The organism is Chryseobacterium sp. C-71 (assembly GCF_020911865.1).
In the GTDB taxonomy this organism is placed as follows: Bacteria; Bacteroidota; Bacteroidia; order Flavobacteriales; family Weeksellaceae; genus Chryseobacterium.
Map to the genome: position 1 here is coordinate 1,360,149 of NZ_CP087131.1, position 22,664 is coordinate 1,382,812.

General features: G+C 35.2%; 17 protein-coding genes and 1 pseudogene. 12 read left to right on the forward strand and 6 right to left on the reverse strand.

Going from position 1 to position 22,664, the window contains the following annotated elements; all coding sequences use genetic code 11:
- Positions 1-16: 16 nt before the first annotated feature.
- Both LNP04_RS06130 and lptB read right to left on the reverse strand, forming a co-directional pair.
- Positions 17-1,744 (reverse strand): ABC transporter ATP-binding protein, encoded by a 1,728-nt coding sequence (locus tag LNP04_RS06130; RefSeq protein WP_229986276.1) that lies wholly within the window; start codon positions 1,742-1,744, stop codon positions 17-19.
- 656 nt (positions 1,745-2,400) lie between these two features.
- Positions 2,401-3,126 (reverse strand): annotated as a pseudogene (lptB, locus tag LNP04_RS06135) (LPS export ABC transporter ATP-binding protein); the annotation flags it as partial.
- A 326-nt stretch (positions 3,127-3,452) separates the two neighbouring features.
- Here lptB and LNP04_RS06140 point away from each other — a divergent pair.
- Together LNP04_RS06140 and LNP04_RS06145 are read left to right on the forward strand one after the other, a co-directional pair.
- Positions 3,453-3,743: a TM2 domain-containing protein gene (locus tag LNP04_RS06140; RefSeq protein ID WP_407928644.1), complete on the forward strand. Its 291-nt coding sequence runs from the start codon at positions 3,453-3,455 to the stop codon at positions 3,741-3,743.
- 82 nt (positions 3,744-3,825) lie between these two features.
- Positions 3,826-4,554 carry a hypothetical protein gene (locus LNP04_RS06145; RefSeq protein WP_229985676.1) on the forward strand — a complete coding sequence of 243 codons (729 nt, stop codon included), beginning with the start codon at positions 3,826-3,828 and terminating at the stop codon, positions 4,552-4,554.
- Positions 4,555-4,654: 100 nt separating this feature from the next.
- Here the strand turns inward: LNP04_RS06145 and hemB are convergent, their stop codons facing one another.
- Positions 4,655-5,644 carry a porphobilinogen synthase gene (gene hemB, locus LNP04_RS06150; RefSeq protein WP_229985677.1) on the reverse strand — a complete coding sequence of 330 codons (990 nt, stop codon included), beginning with the start codon at positions 5,642-5,644 and terminating at the stop codon, positions 4,655-4,657.
- Positions 5,645-5,763: 119 nt separating this feature from the next.
- On the opposite strand from hemB, the gene LNP04_RS06155 reads away from it, so the two are divergent.
- The 3 genes from LNP04_RS06155 to LNP04_RS06165 all read left to right on the forward strand — a co-directional run bounded on the left by LNP04_RS06155 (position 5,764) and on the right by LNP04_RS06165 (position 8,441).
- Positions 5,764-6,114, forward strand: coding sequence for a T9SS type A sorting domain-containing protein (locus LNP04_RS06155; RefSeq protein ID WP_129534649.1), 351 nt, complete (start codon positions 5,764-5,766; stop codon positions 6,112-6,114).
- 100 nt (positions 6,115-6,214) lie between these two features.
- On the forward strand, positions 6,215-7,126 hold the full coding sequence (locus LNP04_RS06160) for an ABC transporter ATP-binding protein (protein ID WP_229985678.1): 912 nt from the start codon (positions 6,215-6,217) through the stop codon (positions 7,124-7,126).
- A gap of 4 nt (positions 7,127-7,130) precedes the next feature.
- Positions 7,131-8,441, forward strand: coding sequence for an ABC transporter permease (locus LNP04_RS06165; protein WP_229985679.1), 1,311 nt, complete (start codon positions 7,131-7,133; stop codon positions 8,439-8,441).
- Between the two features lie 88 nt (positions 8,442-8,529).
- Here LNP04_RS06165 and LNP04_RS06170 read toward each other — a convergent pair whose 3' ends face one another.
- From LNP04_RS06170 to LNP04_RS19485, 3 genes are all read right to left on the reverse strand, one after another.
- Positions 8,530-9,174, reverse strand: a complete 645-nt coding sequence (locus LNP04_RS06170) for a porin family protein (protein ID WP_229985680.1) — start codon at positions 9,172-9,174, stop codon at positions 8,530-8,532.
- Between the two features lie 101 nt (positions 9,175-9,275).
- Positions 9,276-10,148, reverse strand: coding sequence for a succinate--CoA ligase subunit alpha (gene sucD / locus LNP04_RS06175; RefSeq protein WP_129534654.1), 873 nt, complete (start codon positions 10,146-10,148; stop codon positions 9,276-9,278).
- A 477-nt stretch (positions 10,149-10,625) separates the two neighbouring features.
- Positions 10,626-10,751: a hypothetical protein gene (locus LNP04_RS19485; RefSeq protein WP_262907452.1), complete on the reverse strand. Its 126-nt coding sequence runs from the start codon at positions 10,749-10,751 to the stop codon at positions 10,626-10,628.
- A 653-nt stretch (positions 10,752-11,404) separates the two neighbouring features.
- Here LNP04_RS19485 and LNP04_RS06180 point away from each other — a divergent pair.
- The 7 genes from LNP04_RS06180 to LNP04_RS06210 all read left to right on the forward strand — a co-directional run bounded on the left by LNP04_RS06180 (position 11,405) and on the right by LNP04_RS06210 (position 22,604).
- The gene (locus LNP04_RS06180) at positions 11,405-13,066 is read left to right on the forward strand and encodes a T9SS type A sorting domain-containing protein (protein ID WP_229985681.1); all 1,662 of its coding nucleotides are present in this window, start codon (positions 11,405-11,407) and stop codon (positions 13,064-13,066) included.
- Between the two features lie 12 nt (positions 13,067-13,078).
- On the forward strand, positions 13,079-15,922 hold the full coding sequence (locus LNP04_RS06185; protein ID WP_229985682.1) for a hypothetical protein: 2,844 nt from the start codon (positions 13,079-13,081) through the stop codon (positions 15,920-15,922).
- An 11-nt stretch (positions 15,923-15,933) separates the two neighbouring features.
- On the forward strand, positions 15,934-19,434 hold the full coding sequence (locus tag LNP04_RS06190) for a DUF6443 domain-containing protein (protein ID WP_229985683.1): 3,501 nt from the start codon (positions 15,934-15,936) through the stop codon (positions 19,432-19,434).
- A gap of 410 nt (positions 19,435-19,844) precedes the next feature.
- A complete protein-coding gene (locus LNP04_RS06195; RefSeq protein WP_229985684.1) occupies positions 19,845-20,177 on the forward strand; it encodes an RHS repeat-associated core domain-containing protein in 333 nt (110 codons plus the stop codon).
- 12 nt (positions 20,178-20,189) lie between these two features.
- Entirely contained in the window at positions 20,190-20,786 is a 597-nt protein-coding gene (locus LNP04_RS06200; protein WP_229985685.1) for a hypothetical protein, read from the forward strand.
- A 4-nt stretch (positions 20,787-20,790) separates the two neighbouring features.
- Complete coding sequence (locus tag LNP04_RS06205) at positions 20,791-21,477, forward strand: hypothetical protein (RefSeq protein WP_229985686.1); 687 nt, start codon at positions 20,791-20,793, stop codon at positions 21,475-21,477.
- 137 nt (positions 21,478-21,614) lie between these two features.
- Positions 21,615-22,604, forward strand: coding sequence for a hypothetical protein (locus LNP04_RS06210; RefSeq protein ID WP_229985687.1), 990 nt, complete (start codon positions 21,615-21,617; stop codon positions 22,602-22,604).
- Positions 22,605-22,664: the final 60 nt, after the last annotated feature.

Genomic DNA, 22,664 nt, shown 5'->3' on the forward strand with positions numbered 1-22,664 from the left:
AGTCTTAATTACTAAATTAATTATCTTTAAACGTATTCATCAGTTTATCCAAATTCAAACTTCTTGCCGAGGCATCAAAAATTTCTCTATAAGTTCCATTCATTTGTACTAGTTCATCATGCGTTCCGCTTTCCACGACGTGTCCTTTTTTCATGACATAAATTTTATCTGAATCTAAAATCTGCGAAAGCGAATGCGAAATAATAACTACCGTTCTTCCTTCTTTGATAGCATCCAGAGAGTTTTTAATCTGTTCAGTTGCAATCGCATCCAAACTTGCTGTTGGTTCATCCAGAAAAATAATCGGTGGATTTTTCAGGAATAATCTTGCGATGGCAATTCTCTGCTGTTGTCCTCCAGAAAGTTGAGTTGCATCATGTTGATATTTTTCAGGAAGATCTAAAATTTGTTCGTGGAGATACGCTTTTTTGGCAGCTTCTTCGATTTCCTGAAAGCTAGCGTTCATATTTCCATAGCGGATGTTGTCTTCAATACTCCCCTGAAAAATATGATTTTTCTGTAAAACCAGACCTACATCATTTCGCAGATAGGCATTATCATACTGATTGAGATTGATTCCATCCAATAAAATTTCACCATCATTCGGAAGATAAAATTTGCATAAAAGGTTAATAATTGTAGATTTTCCGGCACCACTTAAGCCAACCAAAGCTGTCGTTTTTCCATTTTCAATGGTCATTGAGACTTGATGCAAAGCCTGCGTTCCGTTTGGATAGGTGAAATTGACGTTTTTTAGTTCAAAATTTTCAGAAGTTTTGGTTTGCTTTACAGTTCCGTTGGGCTCTGCTTCTTCGTCAGCATTTAAAATTTCAAAATAACCTTCGGCATAAATCATCGCATCATTCATATCATCATAAATTCTGTGAAGCTGTCGTATGGGTGACGAAACGTTATTAAATAACATAATATGGAGCATTATTGCACCAATTGTCATTTGCTGATTCAGTACTAAATAAACCGTCAGCAAAATAATCAGAACGACACCAATCTGCTCGATGAATGTTTTTAAACCTTCGTAGATAAAACTGGTTTTCCGGGTGTACATTTGGCTTTCCATCAGTTGCATCTGAAGATCAAATTGCTTTTTACCTTCAAATTTTTCCCTAACGAAACTTTTAATTACCAATATTGAATTGATTAAATTCAATAATCCCGAAGTTTTCTGCTCGCGTTGATTTCGAAGCTGCCTTCTTACACCACCCAATTTTTTCGCCTGCATTGAGGTTACATAAAAATAAATCGGGACAATAATTGTAGAAACCAAACCTACATACACATTCTGCATGTACATAATGACCAAAGCAATAATAGCATTAGAGAACATCGGCAAAATATCTATAAAAAAATTTTGAACGAGCTTGGTCAAACTTTCAATTCCACGGTCGATTCTGGTTTGTAATTTTCCTGAAGCATGGTTTTCATCACTGAAATAGGCAACTTTGTAGGTCAAAATTTTATCAATTGCTGATTGCGCTAAAACCGAACTAACATTAATTCTTATTTTCTCACCATAAAATTTCTGCCCGAAACTAATGAAAATATTAGCAATCTCTTTTCCTAAAAGTATTGCAGAAATCACCAAAAGCACATGAATTCCCTGCGACATCGGATTGGGAAGTTTGGTTAATTTCTCAACTTCGTCAACAGTATATTTTAAAACCACTGCGTTGACCTGAGCCGTGATTGCTCCTAAAAAAGTAAGAAACAAGGTTCCATAAATCATCAGCCGATACGGCTTAATGAAAGGTTTAAGTTGTCTGTAAATCCCGAAAATACTCAGTGCTCTTGTGAATGGTTTTGCCATGAATTGGTTTTAAAAGAAAAACGTACCGTTTCAGAGAGAAAAGGTACGTTTTATTATTTTTCAGGGCAAATGTTTTAATAAATTTATGTTTTTTAAACATTAAGGAGATTAAAGTTTTAAGAACAAATACTAATAGAATTTTTTAAGATTCTCTTCGATAATTCATTAAGAATCGTTCTTATTTTCTGAAGATTCTTAATGTTAAAAATTTTGAGTTTATTTTTAAGCAGAAAGTTTTTTTATCCTTCGTAAACATAAGTCGTCAGATAATGCAACTTAGATTTACTCGCAGTTTTAGATTCCGTTTCAGCCTGATCCAAAGAATATTGTGAATTGATTTCCTTTTTTTGGAAAACAAAAGAATTATTGGCGTTTTTATCAACAACATCTGCAAAAATATGCTCAATTTCAGAGTTGGCTAAAGATGCAAAACTGATATCTTCAAAACCATACATTAATCTTAAATCATCATATTGAGCGAAATGTTCATTCACAAAGCCCTGTAGCTGAGATTTAGATTCAAAATTTCCTGCCCAGATATTGTATGCGTAAGTTTTCTTACTCGGCTTATCGAAAATACTTTGGTAGACGAAGTTTTCACCTAAATATGCTTCTCTTACCTGCGGATCATTTGCCAATTCTTCCGGAAGACCTTCTTTTAAGATTTTCCCTTCGAACATAATATACGTTTTATTGGTAATTGCCAACGTTTGCTGTACGTTGTGGTCGGTAATCAGAATTCCGATGTTTTTGTCGGTAAGGCTTCTTACAATTTTCTGAATATCTTCAACGGCAATCGGGTCAACTCCGGCAAAAGGCTCATCCAAAAGAATAAAACTCGGACTTGTTGCTAAACATCTTGCGATTTCCGTTCTACGTCTTTCACCTCCGGACAGTAAATCTCCACGGTTTTTTCTGACGTGTTGCAATGAAAATTCTTCAATCAGCTCATCACATTTGATCTGCTGTTCACGTTTCGAAAGTTTCGTCAATTGCAAAACTCCCATGATATTATCTTCCACAGACAGTTTTCTGAAAACGGAAGCTTCCTGTGCCAAATAACCGATTCCTTTTTGGGCTCTTCGGTACATCGCATCGGTTGTAATTTCCTGCTTATCAAGAAAAATTCTTCCCGAAGTCGGCTTTACCAAACCTACGATCATATAAAATGAAGTGGTTTTCCCGGCTCCGTTCGGACCCAGCAAACCTACAATTTCTCCCTGCTGAACCTGTACAGAAACGCCTTTTACAACTTTTTTGGGACCGTATTCTTTGATTAAGTTTTCTCCTCGTAAAATCATAAAGGCAAAGATAAAGTTTTTTTGAATTTAAATTTCAGATTAAAAATGGTTGTTTCAGTTTTATGATATTTTAATAAATTAAATTGAACATCCGCAATTTGTCATAACATTTAATTTAACGCAAAGCCAAATAAAGAATTTTAAATCTTGACCGTTGTTAAGTTAAACAAAGGCGTAAACTTAACAATGAAATACAATGTATTTTTGATGACGACAAATTGCGAACAATTGTATAAATCAATATTAATTTTTCATTAATCCTGAAATCTTCTGTAACGATGGCTGTATTACTGCTACTTATCAAAAACAACAAAACAAAATTTTATATGGAAAATTACGGTTACACAAAAGACGGCAATGCTCAACAACAAAACAATATGCCTTATAAATCAGAGAAGAAAATTCCGGCTGCACTTTTAGGTCTTCTTGTCGGTTGGTTAGCTTTAAACAAATTCTATTTGGGATATACAAAAGAAGGAGTTATTCAATTGGTATTAAATGTTGTTACTTGTGGAGTAGCTTCAATCATTCCATTTATCGAGGGAATTATTTATCTGTTTATGAGCGACGAGCAATTTGACAATACTTATGTTCACAACAAAAAAGGCTGGTTGTAATTTTAATATAAATTTTCCTTTTATGAATCTGATTAATTGATATTTTTATTAAATTTAAAACACCAACCACAGTTTAAATTTTATGAAAAATAATCAACAATTAACCGATTTACTCGCATTAGATTTAGGAATTAATCTCATCAACCGCAGACCTTACGCAAAAGAGGTTTTCAAATGGCAGGATATCGACCTTCTTCCCCATTCTTCCGCAGACACGTTGCTTTGTGAAATTTACGAATGGAACGGCAGAAACTGGAGAACAACTAATAATAATCTGATTGGTTTCTTATTCTCAGATGAACACTTAAAAACCGTAAAAGATCAACTTTTAAGTATTCCCAAACATCCAGCTTTGATTCCTGATTTTGAATTTACCAAAGGAAGCATGGTCGAATATGGTCTCGCGTTGCCTTCTCTTTTTAATATCGGAATCAATGGAAATATCAACAGTGCGAAAAGTTTTTCTGTGCGTGTCAACGGAGTGACAAAATCTAGAATTACCAATATCGATTCTCCAGGAATTGAAATTCTTAGAAAATATTCTGAATTCACAGATTCAGAATCAAAAACGTATCGGAAAAATATCAAATTTAATTATTTAAGCACTTCATTATTCTATGCTGAAAGTGTAGAAATTTTCTTAGAAAAAGAATCTGGAGTTGGCTTAGATGTCAGTTTTCAGACACAGGATGTAGAAGTGGAAGCCAAAGTGGATACGGATACGAAGAAACATTTTGTTTTAAAATATTCCGGAAATCAGGCTCCTTTTGCGGCTAAATTTACCAAAGGTAAAGATTTTGACTTCAAATAGGTTTTCTGAAAGTTAAAAGTTATGAATTATGAGTTTGTTAAGTTGAAAAAAATCAGCGAAACGTTTGACTTATAATTCATAACTAATAACTTCAAACTAATTACCTGTTTAAAAGAATCGAAGCTTCTTTTGCAGCATATGTGAAAATCATGTCTGCTCCCGCTCTTTTGAAACACGTTAAACTTTCAATGATGGCTTTGTCATTATCGAGCCAACCGTTTTGTGCAGCGGCTTTCAACATGGCATATTCTCCGCTTACATTATAAACTGCAATCGGTAAATCGATGGCTTCACGCACTTTTGAAACGATATCCAAATACGGCAAACCTGGTTTGATCATGATGATATCTGCACCTTCTTCCACATCTTTGAAAACCTCATTTAAAGCTTCACGAGAATTGTGAAAATCCATCTGGTACGTTTTTTTGTCTTTCGGAATTTCCATATTGTCTTTCGGTGCACTATCTAAAGCACTTCTGAAAGGCCCGTAAAATGAGCTTGCATACTTTGCTGCATAACTCAAAATTCCAACATCATGGAAACCACTTTCTTCCAACGCTTCACGAATCGCCAAAACTCTCCCATCCATCATGTCACTTGGTGCCACAATATCTGCTCCTGCTTCTGCGTGTGAAACAGACATTCTTGCCAAAGCTTCGTTTGTGGCATCGTTCAGGATTTTTCCGTTTTCTATAATTCCGTCGTGACCGTAGATTGAATATGGATCTAAAGCCACATCAGGCATAATCACCATTTCAGGAACGGCATCTTTGATGGCTTTGATGGTATTTTGCATCAATCCATTTTTGTTCCAGGCTTCTTTTCCGGTGTTGTCTTTCAAATGTTCCGAAACTTTCATGTAGAGATTGACTGCTTTTACACCTAAAGAAAATAATTCTTTACATTCTTTAACCGTCAAATCAATGCTTCTTCTAAAAATTCCTGGCATTGATGAGATTGCTTCTTCTTTATTTTCACCTTCCATTACGAAGATCGGCATTACAAAATCGTCTGTAGAAAGGCTGCATTCTCTTACCAAACCTCTCATAGATTCATTTACTCTCAATCTTCTGTTTCTCGAATATATCATTTTGGAATACTTTTTGAATAATTTATTGCAAATTTAATATAAGTTCTATAAAAAACTATTGCAGATGATTATAGAATTTATTACTTTTGTTAGTAATAGTTATGCAAATTATACGTTAGATGAAAAAACTTTTACTTTTAATTATATTTATGGGCGCTTTTGTTGGTTTTTCCGACAATGTTAAAGCACAAATCAAAGAGCCTTCTTCTACTTCACAAAAGTCTGATGATGGTGTTCTTACTGCCTACCCAAATCCTGCGAAAGACTTTTTGGTGGTAAAAGCCAAAGACTCTTCTTTAAAAATTAAATCAGTGATATTTTATTCGATATTGGGAACGCAGGTTGCCAACTATAATGTAAATACGAATAAGGCTGAAATTAATATTGAAAAATTAAAACCCGGTAAGTATCTGATTCGCTACATTCTCAGCGACAATACGCAAAAGGTTACTCAAATAGTAAAACAATAATATTAAATCCTGATCAACATCAGGATTTTTTCTTTTAGCAAAATTCTTTTAATTCCGTAACTTTCGGATTATTTTTATACTCATTATAAAAAACAACTGAATGCTAAAAGCTGAACATATTACTAAAACCTACAATGCAGGAAAAAAAATAGCATTGGATGATTTTAGCATACATGTGCCGAAAGGAAGTATCTACGGTCTTCTAGGACCCAACGGAGCAGGAAAAACCTCTTTTATCCGTATCATCAATCAAATTACACAAGCAGATTCCGGAGATGTTTTCATCAATGGAGAAAAGCTCAATCCCAATCACATCAAAGACATCGGATATATGCCTGAAGAAAGAGGTTTATATAAAAATATGAGCGTCGGAGATCAGATTCTTTACTTCGGAGAGCTGAAGGGAATGAAAAAAAATGATGCGCTGAATGAAGCCAAAAAATGGTTTGAAAAACTGCATATCGATCAATGGTGGAAGAAGAAACTTTCTGAACTATCCAAAGGAATGGCGCAGAAAATACAGTTCGTAGTGACTGTTCTTCACAGACCACATTTGTTGATTCTTGACGAACCGTTTTCAGGTTTTGACCCCGTAAATGCCAATTTAATTAAAGATCAAATCATTGAACTTAAAAATAACGGAACGACCATTATTCTTTCTACCCACAGAATGGAAAGTGTGGAAGAAATGTGTGATTATGTTGCTTTAATTGACAATTCTAAGAAAATAATCGACGGAAGAGTTTTTGACGTGCGAGAAAAATTCAAGAAAAATATTTTTGGAATTACACTTTCTGATGTGAACAGCGAGCAGCTTCAGAGCTTCCAGAATAAGTATGAAGTTTTCAATTTGTCTGAGCAAAATAATCTGATTTCTTTTGATCTTAAAAACACGGTAAATCAAAATGACATTCTGCTTGATCTTGTACAGGCAGGAAAAGTAAGATCATTTGACGAAAAAATTCCGAGTATGAATGAAGTCTTTATTAATGCCGTAGGTAATCATTCTTAAATTTATGAACAATATATATTTAATTACAAAAAGAGAATTTCTTACGCAGGTTAAGAAAAAATCTTTCATTTTACTGACATTATTGGCTCCTTTAATGATTATAGGATTCGGAGCGGTTATCGGACTGATGTTTAAAGCCAACGAGTCTCATAATATTATTGAAGTTGTAGACAACAGCGGACTTTTTAAAGGTCAGCTAAAATCTAATGATAAACTTGAATACATTTTTGTTCCGACGGCTGATGAAAAATCTAAACTTAAAAACCTTAAAGGCAACGAGTCTTTAGATGGTATTTTAATCTTGCCTCAAATAGCAAGTCAGAATTTTGATGATTTAGAGAAAAATACAAGATTAGTTGTCAACACTAAAATCGGTCTTGATACTAAACAGCGGATTATCTCTGACATCAGCAATGTGATTAAGAAAGAGAAGATCAAGCAATTAGGTATCGCAGAATCTCAGCTTAATAATCTTGATAAAAACTTTGAACTGAAAACCATCAATGTTTCTGAAGATAACAAAGAAGACTCTGACCTTGCTTTTGGGGTAAAAACAGCTTTAAGCCTAGGTTTAATGTATGTTACTTTTATGTTCATCATCATTTACGGAGTACGCGTCATGAGAAGCGTTCTTGAGGAAAAAAACAACCGTGTTGTGGAAATTATCATTTCATCGGTAAAACCTTTTGAACTGATGATGGGAAAAATTCTCGGGGTTACAATGGTTGCTTTGACACAATTTATCGTTTGGATATCTATGTCTGTAATTGGCGCATTAGTTTTGAACACCGGATTTTCTTCCATGCAGAAAAACATGCCGGGAGGTGATCAAAGTATTTTAAGTAAATTGGATATTCTACAGATCTTTACACAGATTTCCCATAGCTTGTTGGAGCTTAATTTCCCTTTAATCATCTTTGTGTTTATCGTGTTTTTCCTTTTAGGATATATCTTTTACAGTTCAATTTACGCAGCAATTGGTTCTGCAGTGGATAACGAGACGGAAACACAGCAATTTACTTTATTTGCCATTTTACCTTTGACTTTGGGGATGTACGGAAGTTTTTCTCTGATGAATAATCCTGACGGACCGTTAGGATTTTGGCTATCCATCATTCCTTTCACGTCACCAGTAGCGATGATTGCGAGAATTCCTTACGGCGTTCCGGCTTGGGAAATTGCTTTATCTATTTTCTTATTATTAGCAACCACTATTTTCATGATTTTTCTTGCAGGAAAAATTTACAGAGTAGGAATTTTGATGTATGGAAATAAGGCGACCTTAAAGGAGCTTTGGAAATGGATTAGGAGTTAAATCTGTTTGCTATCAAACATCATATTTAAGATAAAAAAATCCCGAGATATAATATCCCGGGATTTTTTATGTGTCGAATGAAAAATTTTTATTCGAAGATATAGCTTAAGCTTAAACTAAGAACCTGCTCAGATTTCTTTTTAGAAGAATTTGCATCAATCTTGCTTTCATCCAGATCTGGATAAGTATTTGATAAACCAAAGTCATACTTTAAAGCCAATTCTAGCTGTCTTTTGTAGCTGTAACCAATACCTGCACCTATTGCGAAGTTAAATGATTTTGCTTTACCCAATTGATCTGTTTTATAGATTTCACGAGATTCATTTTTAACTTTCTGATCAAGTAAAAAATTAAATCTCGGGCCAATCAATCCAAAGAATTCTGATTCTGCTTCAGAAAAATATCCTTTGAAAGATACAGGAACACTGATGTAGTTATTAGCATAAACAGCGTCATACCCTTTTATACCTTTAGCATCCTTATCTTTTCCAGATTCTCCGGCACCATAGTAAACTACTTCCGGCTGAAGATAAAACTGGTTAGAACCTCCCATTGGGATTAAAGCTAAAACACCACCCTGAAAAGCAAATCTTGGCCCAGAAGGATTGTGTGCATTTTTCACTCTCGAATAGTTTCCACCAGCAGTAACACCGAATCTTGTACTGCTAAAATCAATCTGTGCGAATGATAAAGCAGAAAATGCTAAAGCTGATGCTAATAAAAATTTTTTCATATGTAGTTTGTATTGTTTTTAAAGGAAATATGTTATCCCTTAACTATCTGAGTTTTTAGCTCTAAGACAGTAAAGCGATTTCACATCATTTTGTTGTTTAATTATCCTAAAACTTTTGCAACAGTAACACCAATGTCAGCAGGGGAATCTACTACATTGATACCGTTTTCTCTCATGATTTCCATTTTAGCCTGAGCTGTATCTTCATCACCTCCAACAATAGCACCTGCGTGACCCATTGTTCTGCCTTTAGGAGCAGTTTGCCCAGCGATAAAACCAACAACCGGTTTTGTAGAACCACTAGCTTTGTACCATCTGGCAGCTTCAGCCTCAAGACCACCACCGATTTCACCGATCATTACAACCGCTTCAGTTTCCGGGTCGTTGATGAACAATTCAAGAGCTTCTCTTGTAGTAGTTCCAATGATTGGGTCACCACCGATTCCGATCGCTGTAGAAACACCGTAACCAGCTTTTACAACTTGGTCAGCAGCTTCATAAGTAAGCGTTCCTGATTTTGAAACGATCCCTACTTTCCCTTTTTTGAAAACGAAACCTGGCATAATACCAATTTTAGCTTCATCAGAAGTGATGATTCCCGGACAGTTTGGCCCGATCAATCTGCACTCTTTGTCAGCGATATAAGATTTTACTTTTACCATGTCTGCAACAGGAATACCTTCTGTAATACATACGATTACTTTAATACCCGCTTCAGCAGCTTCCATGATAGCATCTGCAGCAAATGCAGGTGGTACAAAAATGATACTTACGTTAGCCCCAGCTTTTGCAACAGCGTCAGCAACGGTATTAAATACCGGCTTCCCAAGGTGCTCGCTACCTCCTTTTCCTGGAGTAACACCACCTACTACGTTGGTTCCGTATTCGATCATCTGACCAGCGTGGAAAGTACCTTCGTTACCTGTAAAACCTTGTACAATTACTTTAGAATCTTTGTTTACTAAAATTGACATTTTATTGTTGTTTTAATTTATTTTTATTAATGCTCACAAATTTACTTATTTTTCTTTGATTATAGATAAAACCATCAGACTAATCTTTATCACCTTTATTAAAAAAAATCAAAAAGAAATACAATCGGGCAAATCACTGCTGGGCGATTCAGAATAGAATAATCTGTCCTAAGCGTGTGATTTTATTTTAATTTTTAAGTAAAACTGCCTCGCTGCAAACATACTGATTTTATTTTTTTTCTAAACAGAGAGTAATGAAGAAGCTTATGAATTTTTAATAATATCAATTCTGAAGGTGGATTGTTTCTTTCAATGAATAGAAATAAGATTTATTTGATTTGAAACTACATCTATATAATATGAATATGTTCTGTTTATTGCTGAATACGGTCTAACAGTTGAGGAATATCAGCTTGCCAATTCTTAATATTAGATGAAAGTATCTGAATACGAAATGTTTAACAGAGAATGACAAGTTTATGCCTCGGAATGGTCGCTGTACGCTTCGGAATATGATCTGTACATCAAAGAATGCTTTCTGTATATCTCGGAATACCATCTGTCTGCTTCGGAAAATGAGCTGTACACTATGGAATGCTTCATGTGTTACTCGGAATATCATCTGTACGCTTCGAAAAACAAAATGTATATCACGGAATAGTTTCTGTATGTCTCGGAAAGAAATCTTGACAAGTGATTAAGGTAATTTATAAGATGAACAAGAATAGCAGTGTTCACGCTTGGCGTGGGCTTGTCTATTTGTTCATTAGATATACTAGTATCTCCAAGGCAGTAGATATAGCTCCACGCCTTTTTATTTTCTAGAGATAATAAATTTGAATTAAAATAACACGTCATCTTCTGTCGCATTAGATATTGATATTTGCGTAGAGAGTATAAAAAAAATAAAAATGAATGTCTTTTATTAATCGTATTAATGAAATTTAGCAGTCACTTTGTTATTGACTTTGTATGATTTCTGGAGGAATCATAACTCATTTTTTTACTGTGTCCAGATCCCTACGGGATGACAAAGTGGCTGCTAAAAGTGAATGATAAAAAAAGAACGGTGAAAAGTGAATGGTAAAAACTGGTTTATTACTATTGCGGGCATTCGTAAAGATAAAAAATGATATGAAAAAACATGGAAAATTAAATTATAATCAATATTTACTTCTTTTAAGGTTTTCCTTATAGCAGGAGTTAAATATATTTTTATATTAGCAAAAAAATAACAATTATTAAAAACATAAATCATGAAAAAACTCTACATGAGTGCAGTTCTACTATGCACTACCGCAGTATGGTATGCTCAGGATGTGGTATGGCAAAAAGACATTAAATCCTCTACTCAGGATTTTCTTTCGCAGGTCACCACAACAATCGACCAGCAATATCTCATTACAGGAAGCAGTATCCAAGCAGGAAGCGGGAAGCTGGGTGCAGGAAGTACCATTTCAGCTTCAGATAAACAACAGGCTAACAATGGTTACGATTTTCACTTGGTAAAACTCAACCAACAAGGTGAAGAAGTCTGGGAAAAGTATTTCTCCGGACAGAACCATGATTTTCTTTCCGCAACAGTCGCTACTCAGGAAGGTGGTTTTCTGTTGGCCGGGACTTCTTACTCCGGAAAAGGGTTAGATAAAAAAGAGGATGCTAAAGGGGGATCTGATATCTGGCTGATTAGAATCAATGAATATGGTGATGAGCTATGGCAGAAAACTTTGGGAACTTCTCAGGATGAGGAAGCCAGAGCAGTGATTCAAACTACAGATTTCGGATTTTTTGTTGCCGGAAATGTTCAGAACGCACCCAAAGGATATGGATCTAAAGATGTACTAATTTCAAGAATCGATAAAAACGGAAAAGAGCTTTCACAGATTATTTTAGGTGGAAAAGGTCTGGATGAAGTGGAGAAGATGATTCCGACCTTAGATGGAGGTGCATTGCTAGGGATGTATTCGAGAAGCGGAAATTCAGCTGGAAGTCTGAAGTCTGAAGCTGGAAGTAAAGAAACCCATGCGATCTCAAACGAAGTCTTATCCATTTCAAAAAAGTCTGAAAACTTTGGTGAAGGTGACTACTGGATCGTCAAGCTTAATAAAGACGGAAAAGTAGAATGGGAGAAGAACTTTGGAGGAAAAGGCGATGACCATTTAAGAACTTTGGCAATGACTTCCACAGGATTTATCGTGGGTGGTGAATCGAGATCTGAAAGATCCGGAAATAAAACCGTCAGCATTGAAGAAGGAACAGACCTTTGGTTGATCTCCCTTAATGAAAGAGGTGAAGAACTGTGGCAGAAATCCTACAATTTTAAGAACAGAGATGTTCTGATGGGCATGAATGTGGTGAAAACCGGAGACGATAAAACTTCAAAAGGAATTTTGCTTGGCGGTTATACTCAGGCGGAAGGCAGAATAGAATCAGATGATGAGACTTTTTGGATGATCTATCTTGATCAAAACGGAAATGAGCAGTGGAGAAAGCATGTGAAAGGAGAATCCAGAAAAAAGGAGGAAAGGTTATCTGACATTAAATTAAACAGAGACGGCTCTATTGTGTTGGCGGGTACCAGTGCAGAAGAGTTGGGGAAAGAAAACTGGAAAATTGTGAAGCTGGGTGATAAACAACTGGATCAGCTGATCGAAAAATCAGACATTAAGATCTACCCAAATCCGGTATCTGATTACTGTTATGTTGAGATTGGTTTTGACTCTTCGACAGGCTCAGAGCAAGGTTTTAAAGAAGCTGATATCACGCTTTACGATATGGGTGGCAGACAGATTCAAAGCCTAAAAACTAAAAATAAGGTAACGAAGATCAATACGCAGAATCTGATTCAAGGGGCGTATTTGGTGACGGTGAAAACGGATGCGAATAAAACTGCTAATGCTAAATTAATTAAGAAATAAAAACACAAAACAATGAATAAATTTTTAGTTTTTCTAATAATGATCTGCTCTGCTTTTTTGAACGCACAGGGTTACGAATCAACAATTCTAGGGTCAAATATTACTGCTCCTACGGCATCTGGGATTGCCAGTAAAATAAAATCACCATCAGCAATGTCAACAGGAATTCCTGAGATTGAAATTCCTTTTTTTTCATTGGCTACCCATCAAAAGGGGGTTGCCATTAACCTTGGGCTTACCTATCATCCCAACAATACTTTCATGGAAAGTAAAGCCAGTGATGTAGGTTTAGGATGGAACGTAGCAGGAGCTACCAATTTAATTTACAGGGAAATTAATTCGTCCGGAATGCCTGGTTACAATTATCACTTCAATTTTCTTGGGAAGTCCGGAACTTTTCAATTTACGCCACATGGTGGCGCTTTAGACTTGAAGAAAGTTACAGAAAATCGCTATCAGATTTCAGTAACAGAAACAGGAACAGGAACTAATCTTTATAAGTTTAAAATTATTGATGAAAACGGAATCTCTTACTATTTTGAGACTCTGGATATTTCATACTATTCTGATATTGCATTAATTTCAAATATCAGTTATACCGGATGCTACTACCTGACCCGAATTGATGATGTAAACGGAAATCAATTAGTGTTATTCGATTATCAGGAAGATAATTACACTGTCCCAACAAGCTTAGGAAACAATACCCCTAAACCTGTGAAATCGATGAAGATAAGCACGATTACATCTAATGACTTTGGCAGTGTACATTTTAATTATACTTTCAACAGTGGAGACAGAAAATCTTACCAGGATCCTTATCAACTCAACTCTGTCATTTTGAAAAATAAAGCAGGCAGGCAAATTGAAAGATATGTATTGGAATCGCAGTCTGCACAATTCGAATATCCGCTGGGTTTCATCCCCGGAGGAAATCCCGCTCCATGTTACATTAAAGAAAATCAATGGAAAAGAAGGCTGACCAAGGTGCTTAAATACGATACCGGTTCTGCTTATGAAAAGACGGAGTTTACCTATCCTGACTACTTTGATAACTTATCTTTTAATGACAGCTGGACGGAATTCCCCAATGTAGATCCTTTAAACAAATGTTTTCCCGAAGAATATAAAAATCCCAAATATCTAGGTATCAGTCTTTTGAAATCTATAAAACATCCCAACGGAACGGAGGTTAAATACACTTTTGAGCCCAACCAATATTATGTAGATAAGAGCTTTCCTGATTATAAATATACAGCAACTCCTTATGAGATTACAGACCGTGACGCTCAGTATTTTGAAAATATCGGCGATTTTTCTTTTGATTTTCTTGCAGGCCCTAAATACATCACCTTTAATCTTCCATACAATCCTGATGAGCCGGACGGCTATAGTTATTTGTTTGAGCATCTGGCTGTAGGTACATTATATACGAACGGACCATTTCAGCCGAGTGATGGCAATTATTTTCTGAATGGTGCTATCACCGGAGGAATAACTGACGTAAACGGATATAAAAAATATCCTCCCGGTAACAATACGATTGTCATTAGCGGAACAGGAGGTACAGGAAATTTCCAAATAAGAAGACTGCGATATAAATCTGTTCCTCTTCCAAATTATTCTACCGGAAAGGGAGTCAGAATTAAACACATACAATATCTGGAAAACAATGTTGTAAATGATGCTTTGACCAGAAAATTCAACTATGAGAAATTTGATGGAAGCATGCCAACAAGCGGATATCTTAATCAAATTGATGAACAGGAATTTGTCGTTTATAAAAATATAAAAGAGACTGTAGGAGAAAGTCTGGGATACACAAAATACTATTATAAAACACTGCATGACCCTCTTGACATCAACAGCCCGGCGGGACCTTCTAACGAGTTACGCTATGTCAATATCTTAGCCAACGGACTATTGGAAAAAAGAGAAGTTTTTGACGTTAATCATTCTCTTGTTCAGAAAGACAGCATTGTATCTAAACTTAGTCCTTTAGCGGTTTTTGAAGGAGGAGGAAGCATTTACGGGAATTACTATGATGTTTTAAGAAACGGCCTTATTGAAGAACAGAAAACAATTTCTAAGATCTACAATCCATCAGGTGCATATTCCAATACTTCAGAAATTAAACGTGACTTGAGCAGCTATAACGTAGTGTATGAAAAAAGTACAGGTGCTGATGGAGCAGTTTCAGAAACCAATATTACCTATCCATTTGGACGATCAAACAGATTTTGGAATAAAAATATGAGAAGCATTCCTCTAACGGTGGAAGCTAAACGCAACGGCTCTGTAGTTTCAAAATCTGAAACGAAGTTTGAAAACACTTCCCATTTCTATCCAACCTCACAGCTCAGCTTTCTGCCGGATAATCTTTCGCAGTCTCTTAAAAATGCATCTTTCGACATCTATGACGATAAAGGAAACCTTGTTCAGTATACCTCATTTCCTGAGGTAGGAAGTACCGGAATATCTACGACCATTATCTATGGATATGATAAAACCCTTCCTATTGCAAAAATAGAAGGTGCTAAATTATCTGACATTCCTGCATCATTCATTACAGCGATAGTGAACGCTTCCAATGAAGACGGAATGGCTACAGTGGCTCAGGAAGAAGCTAAAGAACAGGCTTTGATCAATGCTTTGAATACTTTTAAAAATGATGTTTCCCTTCAGAATTTCATGATTACCTGTTATACTTACAATCCTTTGATAGGAATCACCACCACCATACCGCCCAACGGGATGATGGAACTCTACAAATACGATTCTTTCAACAGACTGCTGAAAACCGTAGATGTTAACGGCAATACCATCAAAGAGCACAAGTACAACTACAAACACTAAAAACCAAAATCATGAAAAAAATAATCATTCTAGTTTTATTGTTTGCGGTCAACCTCATTCTGGCACAAACTCTTACCACAAGTGAAAACTATGTTTACACCAAAGTCTATCTTTCTCCGGACGGAAGCAAAAAATCTGAAACCGTACAGTATTTTGACGGATTGGGAAGACCCAAGCAGGTCGTTCAGGTAAAAGCTACCCCGTTAGGTCAGGATCTTGTGGTACCCATAACTTATGATCCATTAGGAAGACAGACCAAAACACTGCTTCCCATCCCTGTATCTACAGCCAACTCTGGAATACAGGCGGTAGATGAAAACTCCGTTAACAGCTATTACGGAGTTGCCAATGCCTATTCTGAGCAAAAACTAGAAGCTTCCCCTTTGGGTAGAGTGCTAGAAGTGGCACATCCCGGTGCAGCATGGGCAATGAGTTCGGGACACACCACCAAAATGCAGTATCTCACGAATATTGAAGGAGATCAGGTTAAAAGATTCAATACCACAGCATCATGGAGTAACGGTGTACTCACTACATCCATTACCAATGTTACGTTTTATGCACCGAATCAGTTGTCTAAGAATAAAGTAACCGATGAAGACGGAAACATCACGATTGATTTTAAAAACTCTGAAGGAAAAACAGTGCTTCTAAGGAAAGAAAGCTCAGCCGGAAAGCTGGATACCTATTATATTTATAACAATTACAGCCAGCTGGCATTCGTCATCTCACCCAAAGGAAATGAAAAGATCACGACCAATGGTAATGTAGTCACTTCTCAGATTTTAAATGACCTTTGTTATCAGTATGTGTATGACAACCGGTTCAGGCAGGTCGAGAAAAAGCTTCCCGGAAAAGGATGGGAATATATGGTCTACGACCAGCAGAACCGTATGGTGGCTTCTCAGGATGCCAATATGAAAAACAATACTGCCAATCCTAACAGGTGGATGTTTACAAGATATGACAAGTTCGGAAGGGTATTGTATACCGGAGTTTTCACGGGAGGTACCAGAGCGCAGGAACAAACCAATGCAAATGCGAAAGGCTTAAATAATGAAACAAGAAGCACTGAATCTTTTACACTGAACGGGCAGGAAATATTCTATACCAATACCGCTTATCCTTCAGCAGCTTTTATTCCTTATTCTGTCAATTATTATGATACCTATCCGGGAACTCCATCAGTGCCTCAAAACATATTGGGTGTGCAGACACTCAGCAGTTTTGTGAATCTTACCGTTAATAATGTAAGCAGTATACGAAACCTTAAATCTATGCCTACAGCGTCTTTGGTGAAAAATCTGGACGATGATGCATGGTCTTCTACCCATATCTGGTACGATCAGTTGGGAAGAGCCATCGGAAGTCAGGGGAAAAACCATCTGGGCGGATATACCAAAACAGAGAAGGAACTTGATTTCTCGGGAGCTGTACTTTCTGCCAATACTTTTCACAAAAGATCAAACGCAGATGCGGAAGTAGTCATTAATGAAAGATTTGTTTATGATAATAATTTCAGACTCAAACAGCATTATCACAAGGTCAACAGCAATACAGAAGAACTGCTTGCAGATTATACCTACAACGAACTGGGACAGGTCACCAACAAAAAAGTAGGAAATAACCTGCAGAGCATAGATTATACGTACAATATCAGAGGATGGATGACCAAAGTGAATGATCCTGCCAATCTGGGTGGTAAGCTTTTCGGGTATGAACTTAAATTTGATGCTATCTCCAATCCTTCTGTAGCTCAGGCAAATTATAACGGAAACATCACCGAAGCAACATGGAAGAATGCAGAAGACGGTGTACTGAAAAAATACAGCTACCAATACGACCCCTACAACAGGCTGACCGCAGCACTCTATCAGGAACCTGAATCTACTCTTCCGCAAGCAGGTTTCTATAATGAAACGATGAATTATGATGCCAACGGAAACATTAGCAATCTGAAACGAAACGAAAAAGACAGTGGACTTTTACAGGAAATTGATGATCTTGAATATGCTTACAATGGCAACAGGTTAACTTCTGTGGTTGACCACAAGAATAATTACAGCGGATATCCCGATACATCAGGAAATATGATCAATTATGACTTGAACGGGAATATGACCGATCATGTGGACAAAGGAATTTTGGAAATTAAGTACAATGACCTTAACCTGCCTTCTTATATAAAGTTTAATGAACAATACTTTACGAGAGGATTTTGGGATAATGTCAACATTAAGTATTTCTACAACGCAGCCGGAACAAAACTGAGAAAAGAACACCGATACTCTGAAACATCTATTTACAGAAAGAAAACCACAGATTATCTGGATGGTTTTCAGTATGAAGAAATACAAAATATAAGTCCTTACACACTGAAGTTTTTTGCCACTTCAGAAGGGTACTTTGATTTTACAAATAATCGCTATATTTACCATTATAACGATCATTTAGGAAATGTAAGATTAAGCTTTACCAGACAAGGCAGCGCAGCGATCATTGTAGAGAAAAACGATTATTATGCGTTTGGATTAAAGCATGGAGGAAGTGTAATTGATCAATCCGGTGTAGGTTACAACTATGAATATAATGGTAAGGAGCTACAAGCGGAAACCGGAATGTATGACTATGGTGCAAGATTTTATATGCCCGACTTGGGAAGATGGGGAGTTGTTGATCCATTGGCGGAGATATATACAAGACACTCACCTTACAATTATGCTGTAAATAATCCTACTAGATTTACAGATCCCGACGGGCGTGGTGTTATTGATGTAAATGGTGATGGAAGTCACATGGTATATGATGGTCAGGATGCAATAGATATGTTTAATTCATTTAATAACAGCTCAAGTTTTACGTTCCCAAGTTACAGTTATAGTTATATTGATGCAGGTGGTTCTAGTGGAGGCGGTGGCGGTGGAAGCTCGCTGAGTTCTTGGATGCAGAATAATATTGGAAATAGTTTTGGTCCTGGAGATCCGTTTAGAAAATATCTTCAACAAACAACAAATTCTTATTTTGGTGCTATTGAGAGTATAGATCAATATCAATTAGATCATGCAAATTGGACTGATGAATATCAAGGGACTATGGAATTTTTAGGAAAATTAAAAGAATATTTTGATTCTGTAGGAGATAAAATGGGGGGAGCTGGTTATGGTACTTTTGCTATTGACAATTTGAAAACTATTAAAGAGACGGTAGAGAAATTTAAAAATTTTAACCCAAGCTTGGCATCAGTGGTAGGTGCAATAACAGGAGTTATAGGAACTTCTGTTAATATGGAAGGTGATAGATTTAGTCAACTTATGGATATTTATAAAAATGCTGACTATAGGTATGATCAACTACACAAGAGAAATCCAATGCTTGATAAAGGTGTAACAGTAAATGTGAATGTAGTTATTGGAAAAAATGGTGGCGGTGGATATACCGATATTAAAATATATGACATATCCACACATAGATATTTAAGTGGGGGTAAAATTATTCATAGAAATTACAAGTAATATAGAAATGAAAATCAAAATCCTGTATTTAGTACATACAATTACTGCATTACTTATTTTTGCTTTAAGAATTTTTTATAGCTTATCAAACAAGAATGTTTTCGACAATATTTATATTTTTTTTAATTATAAGATACCAGAAATTAAGTCTTTAATATATTTTTTTCTTATTATGTCTATGTTTGCTAATGCTTTCCTAAATAAAAATAATAAAATCAATCAAATTATTATACTTCTTCTGATAATAATCAATTTATTCATAATTGCTTTATCCATTAAAATTTGGTAAGTATTAAAAATGGTAATGTATCAAAGACTATGACTATAATAACCCAATAACAAGAGTAATAAATTACTCTTGTTATTTTTTAAAAGAAATATTAAATAGTAAAGAACGCCAAGAGACTGGAATGTATGATTACGGAGCAAGATTCTATATGCCCGACTTGGGTAGATGGGGTGTGGTAGATCCGCTAGCGGAGATATACACAAGACACTCACCTTACAATTATGCTGTAAATAATCCAATGAGGTTTATTGATCCTGACGGAAGAAATGTAATAGACGTAAATGGAGATGGAAGTCACATGGTATATAATGGAGACGATGCTGCGGGTATGCTTAGTTTGCTCCAAGGTATGTCTTCGGGATATAGTAACAGTTCAAATAACGGAATTCCGTCATTTAACTTTAGTTACATTGATGCTGGTGGTTCCGCAGGTGGCGGTGGTGGAGGAAGCTGATTGAGTTCTTGGATGCAGTCGAATATTGGTGGTGGAATTAATTTCTCGCAGCTTGGATTTGCTCAATCGAATAATTCTGGAGAGAATTTAGTACAAAATTGCTGTCCCGATGCTTTAACTTTAGCAAGAGGGTTTACAATCTCATCAGGAGCTGGTGTTCTTTCTCTGTGGTATGTACTTGACAAAACCTTTAGTTCTGCACACATTCCAGAGTATGCAGGTACTAGATATTTTTATCGTACTTTCGGTAGCAGAACATTTTCTCTAAGTGATGTAAAATCAGAAGCTAAATCTTTCCCTATAAGAGAAAGAATGGGGCAGCCCGGTTCTTATACAATAACTTTTGAAGGAGGTTATAAATATCACGGAAAAGGTCCTATTAATAGAATGTTTGATTCTGCTGTATATAGGATAGGTCAACATCAAAGATTAGCAACATCTTTTGAATGGACACCTTCAATATCAGAAAGAGAATCACATAAAGATGAGTACAAGAGAATGCAGAGAGATAAAGTTTTACCCCAATATCCTGAAGGATATATGAATCCTATAAACTATAATGTAATACAATCATGGGGGTATTTATACATGAAACAAGATGGATATTAAAAATATGATAGATACAAATATTTACTATATTCCAAAAGATAAAGGGATATTAATAACAAGCAATTTTGCTGAGATTCAGAAAAGAATGGATATCGGTATGGATCCAGTTATAGAATTTATAAAAACATCTATAACAGACCTTAATAAATATGAAATTAAAGGATTTGGATTTGATAATGTTGATAATACATATTTCCAAAGTATAAAAGAAGTATTTGCCAAATATAAATTTGAGACGATTGCTTTTCATGAAACTACGGCAGATTTATCTGATGTAGTTTTGGATGTAGAACATTTAGTTGTTGGACAAAAATCCAAAATCAATATCTCAGAAAAGAATTTTAAAAACTTAAAAGAGATTACCTTTTTATCGGTGAAAACTTTTAAAGGAAAGATATTGGACAAATTTAAGACTGTAGAGAAGCTCATTTTATGGTATGAAAATCAAAAATCAAATACTATTTTAGAGAATTTCCCAAACTTAAAGGAGTTTTATATTTATAACGGATCTATTATGGAACTTAATTTAACAGAAAATCCACACATTGAAAAACTACAATTACATAGGTGTATAAAACTTGAAAAAGTAATTTTACCACCTAGCATGCAATTAAAGAAGGTAATTGTAGAGGCTTGTAATAAATTAGATACTTACAATTTACCCATTAATAGAGAATCTTTAAATGAATAAAAATAACATTTTACTTATACTATCATTGGTTTTAATTACTTTAATAAACAGTAAATGAATTTGGCGCAACAGCGGCTGTTACCATGCTTATTTTAAGCATTTTAGTAAGGTTAATCCCAAATTAATGATAATTAAATATGAATAAATTTTCACATATAGAACTTGATGAGAAAAAGTTAGCCAATCAAACTGTAGATTATATACTTAATAATCAAAATAGCAGTTTGATAAGCAGTCTATTCATAAATATCTTAGATCCTAGAATTAGATATGGTGATTTGAATAAACATATAGAGTTTTTAAAAGAAAGGTTGTCTCATTTAGAGTTTATTATTGATTATGAAACAGTAGAATACAAAAACAAAATGTCAGGTTATCAGGTTTTAGCACTAGATAATCTAGGACGAACTTATGATAATTCCAGAATTTTATCTCCTTTGCTGTATGAAAAGGAAAATTTCTCTAAGGAAATATTTTGGGCAAGTGAAGATGAAGAAAAGGTATATCAAAACATCTGCAGTTTTAATAGTTTTGAAGATAAAATAGTTTCCGAAAAAAAACTTTATCATGTTTTGGTAAACAGTCCGTTCTTTAATGTAAAAGGCTGGATATTATATTATCAAAAATTATTAGATGTCAAGTTCCCTGAATTTTCGGAAAAAATAGTTTCTGGAAAAATCATTATAAAGTATAAACCTTTTAAGGGAAAATATTTTTTAGGGATAGAAACAGATTACCAATCCTGTAAGAACAATTTCAGAAAGGGATGGTGGGAGGAACCGGAATATAAACTCATTATTTTTGAAAAGCTTGGCGCCAAAAAAATAAACAAAGTTGTTACTTTTGAAAGGTTTGCACACCCACACTTTGATCCTCCTGCACTCAATTTTGCGGCATTCTTTGGCTCAAAAACAATGTTTGATGTAAGTGAAAACGAAACAGTTTTCGATAATGGTACAGAAAAAGAGTTTTTAGATGATGGTAATGTAAGATTATATAACATTGACAAAATTAGTGAAGGTTTAAAACGTCACGCCTATTTTTATTACGATATGTTATATCTTACTACTAATGAGTATATAAAGTTTGTAGAAGAATCTTTCAATCCGGTAATGTATCAAAGTTAGTGATGACAGTTTTCCAAAATTTAAATCACTGATTTTCAATAGCTATTAATAATTAAACAA

What these genes read in the sequence shown, in the direction of transcription:
- LNP04_RS06130 (WP_229986276.1), bottom strand. Translation starts at nt 1,744, where the DNA reads ATGATTTATGGAACCTTGTTTCTTACTTTTTTAGGAGCAATCACGGCT.
- LNP04_RS06140 (WP_407928644.1), top strand. Translation starts at nt 3,453, where the DNA reads ATGGAAAATTACGGTTACACAAAAGACGGCAATGCTCAACAACAAAAC.
- LNP04_RS06145 (WP_229985676.1), top strand. Translation starts at nt 3,826, where the DNA reads ATGAAAAATAATCAACAATTAACCGATTTACTCGCATTAGATTTAGGA.
- hemB (WP_229985677.1), bottom strand. Translation starts at nt 5,644, where the DNA reads ATGATATATTCGAGAAACAGAAGATTGAGAGTAAATGAATCTATGAGA.
- LNP04_RS06155 (WP_129534649.1), top strand. Translation starts at nt 5,764, where the DNA reads ATGAAAAAACTTTTACTTTTAATTATATTTATGGGCGCTTTTGTTGGT.
- LNP04_RS06160 (WP_229985678.1), top strand. Translation starts at nt 6,215, where the DNA reads ATGCTAAAAGCTGAACATATTACTAAAACCTACAATGCAGGAAAAAAA.
- LNP04_RS06165 (WP_229985679.1), top strand. Translation starts at nt 7,131, where the DNA reads ATGAACAATATATATTTAATTACAAAAAGAGAATTTCTTACGCAGGTT.
- LNP04_RS06170 (WP_229985680.1), bottom strand. Translation starts at nt 9,174, where the DNA reads ATGAAAAAATTTTTATTAGCATCAGCTTTAGCATTTTCTGCTTTATCA.
- sucD (WP_129534654.1), bottom strand. Translation starts at nt 10,148, where the DNA reads ATGTCAATTTTAGTAAACAAAGATTCTAAAGTAATTGTACAAGGTTTT.
- LNP04_RS19485 (WP_262907452.1), bottom strand. Translation starts at nt 10,751, where the DNA reads ATGAAGCATTCCATAGTGTACAGCTCATTTTCCGAAGCAGACAGATGG.
- LNP04_RS06180 (WP_229985681.1), top strand. Translation starts at nt 11,405, where the DNA reads ATGAAAAAACTCTACATGAGTGCAGTTCTACTATGCACTACCGCAGTA.
- LNP04_RS06185 (WP_229985682.1), top strand. Translation starts at nt 13,079, where the DNA reads ATGAATAAATTTTTAGTTTTTCTAATAATGATCTGCTCTGCTTTTTTG.
- LNP04_RS06190 (WP_229985683.1), top strand. Translation starts at nt 15,934, where the DNA reads ATGAAAAAAATAATCATTCTAGTTTTATTGTTTGCGGTCAACCTCATT.
- LNP04_RS06195 (WP_229985684.1), top strand. Translation starts at nt 19,845, where the DNA reads ATGTATGATTACGGAGCAAGATTCTATATGCCCGACTTGGGTAGATGG.
- LNP04_RS06200 (WP_229985685.1), top strand. Translation starts at nt 20,190, where the DNA reads ATGCAGTCGAATATTGGTGGTGGAATTAATTTCTCGCAGCTTGGATTT.
- LNP04_RS06205 (WP_229985686.1), top strand. Translation starts at nt 20,791, where the DNA reads ATGATAGATACAAATATTTACTATATTCCAAAAGATAAAGGGATATTA.
- LNP04_RS06210 (WP_229985687.1), top strand. Translation starts at nt 21,615, where the DNA reads ATGAATAAATTTTCACATATAGAACTTGATGAGAAAAAGTTAGCCAAT.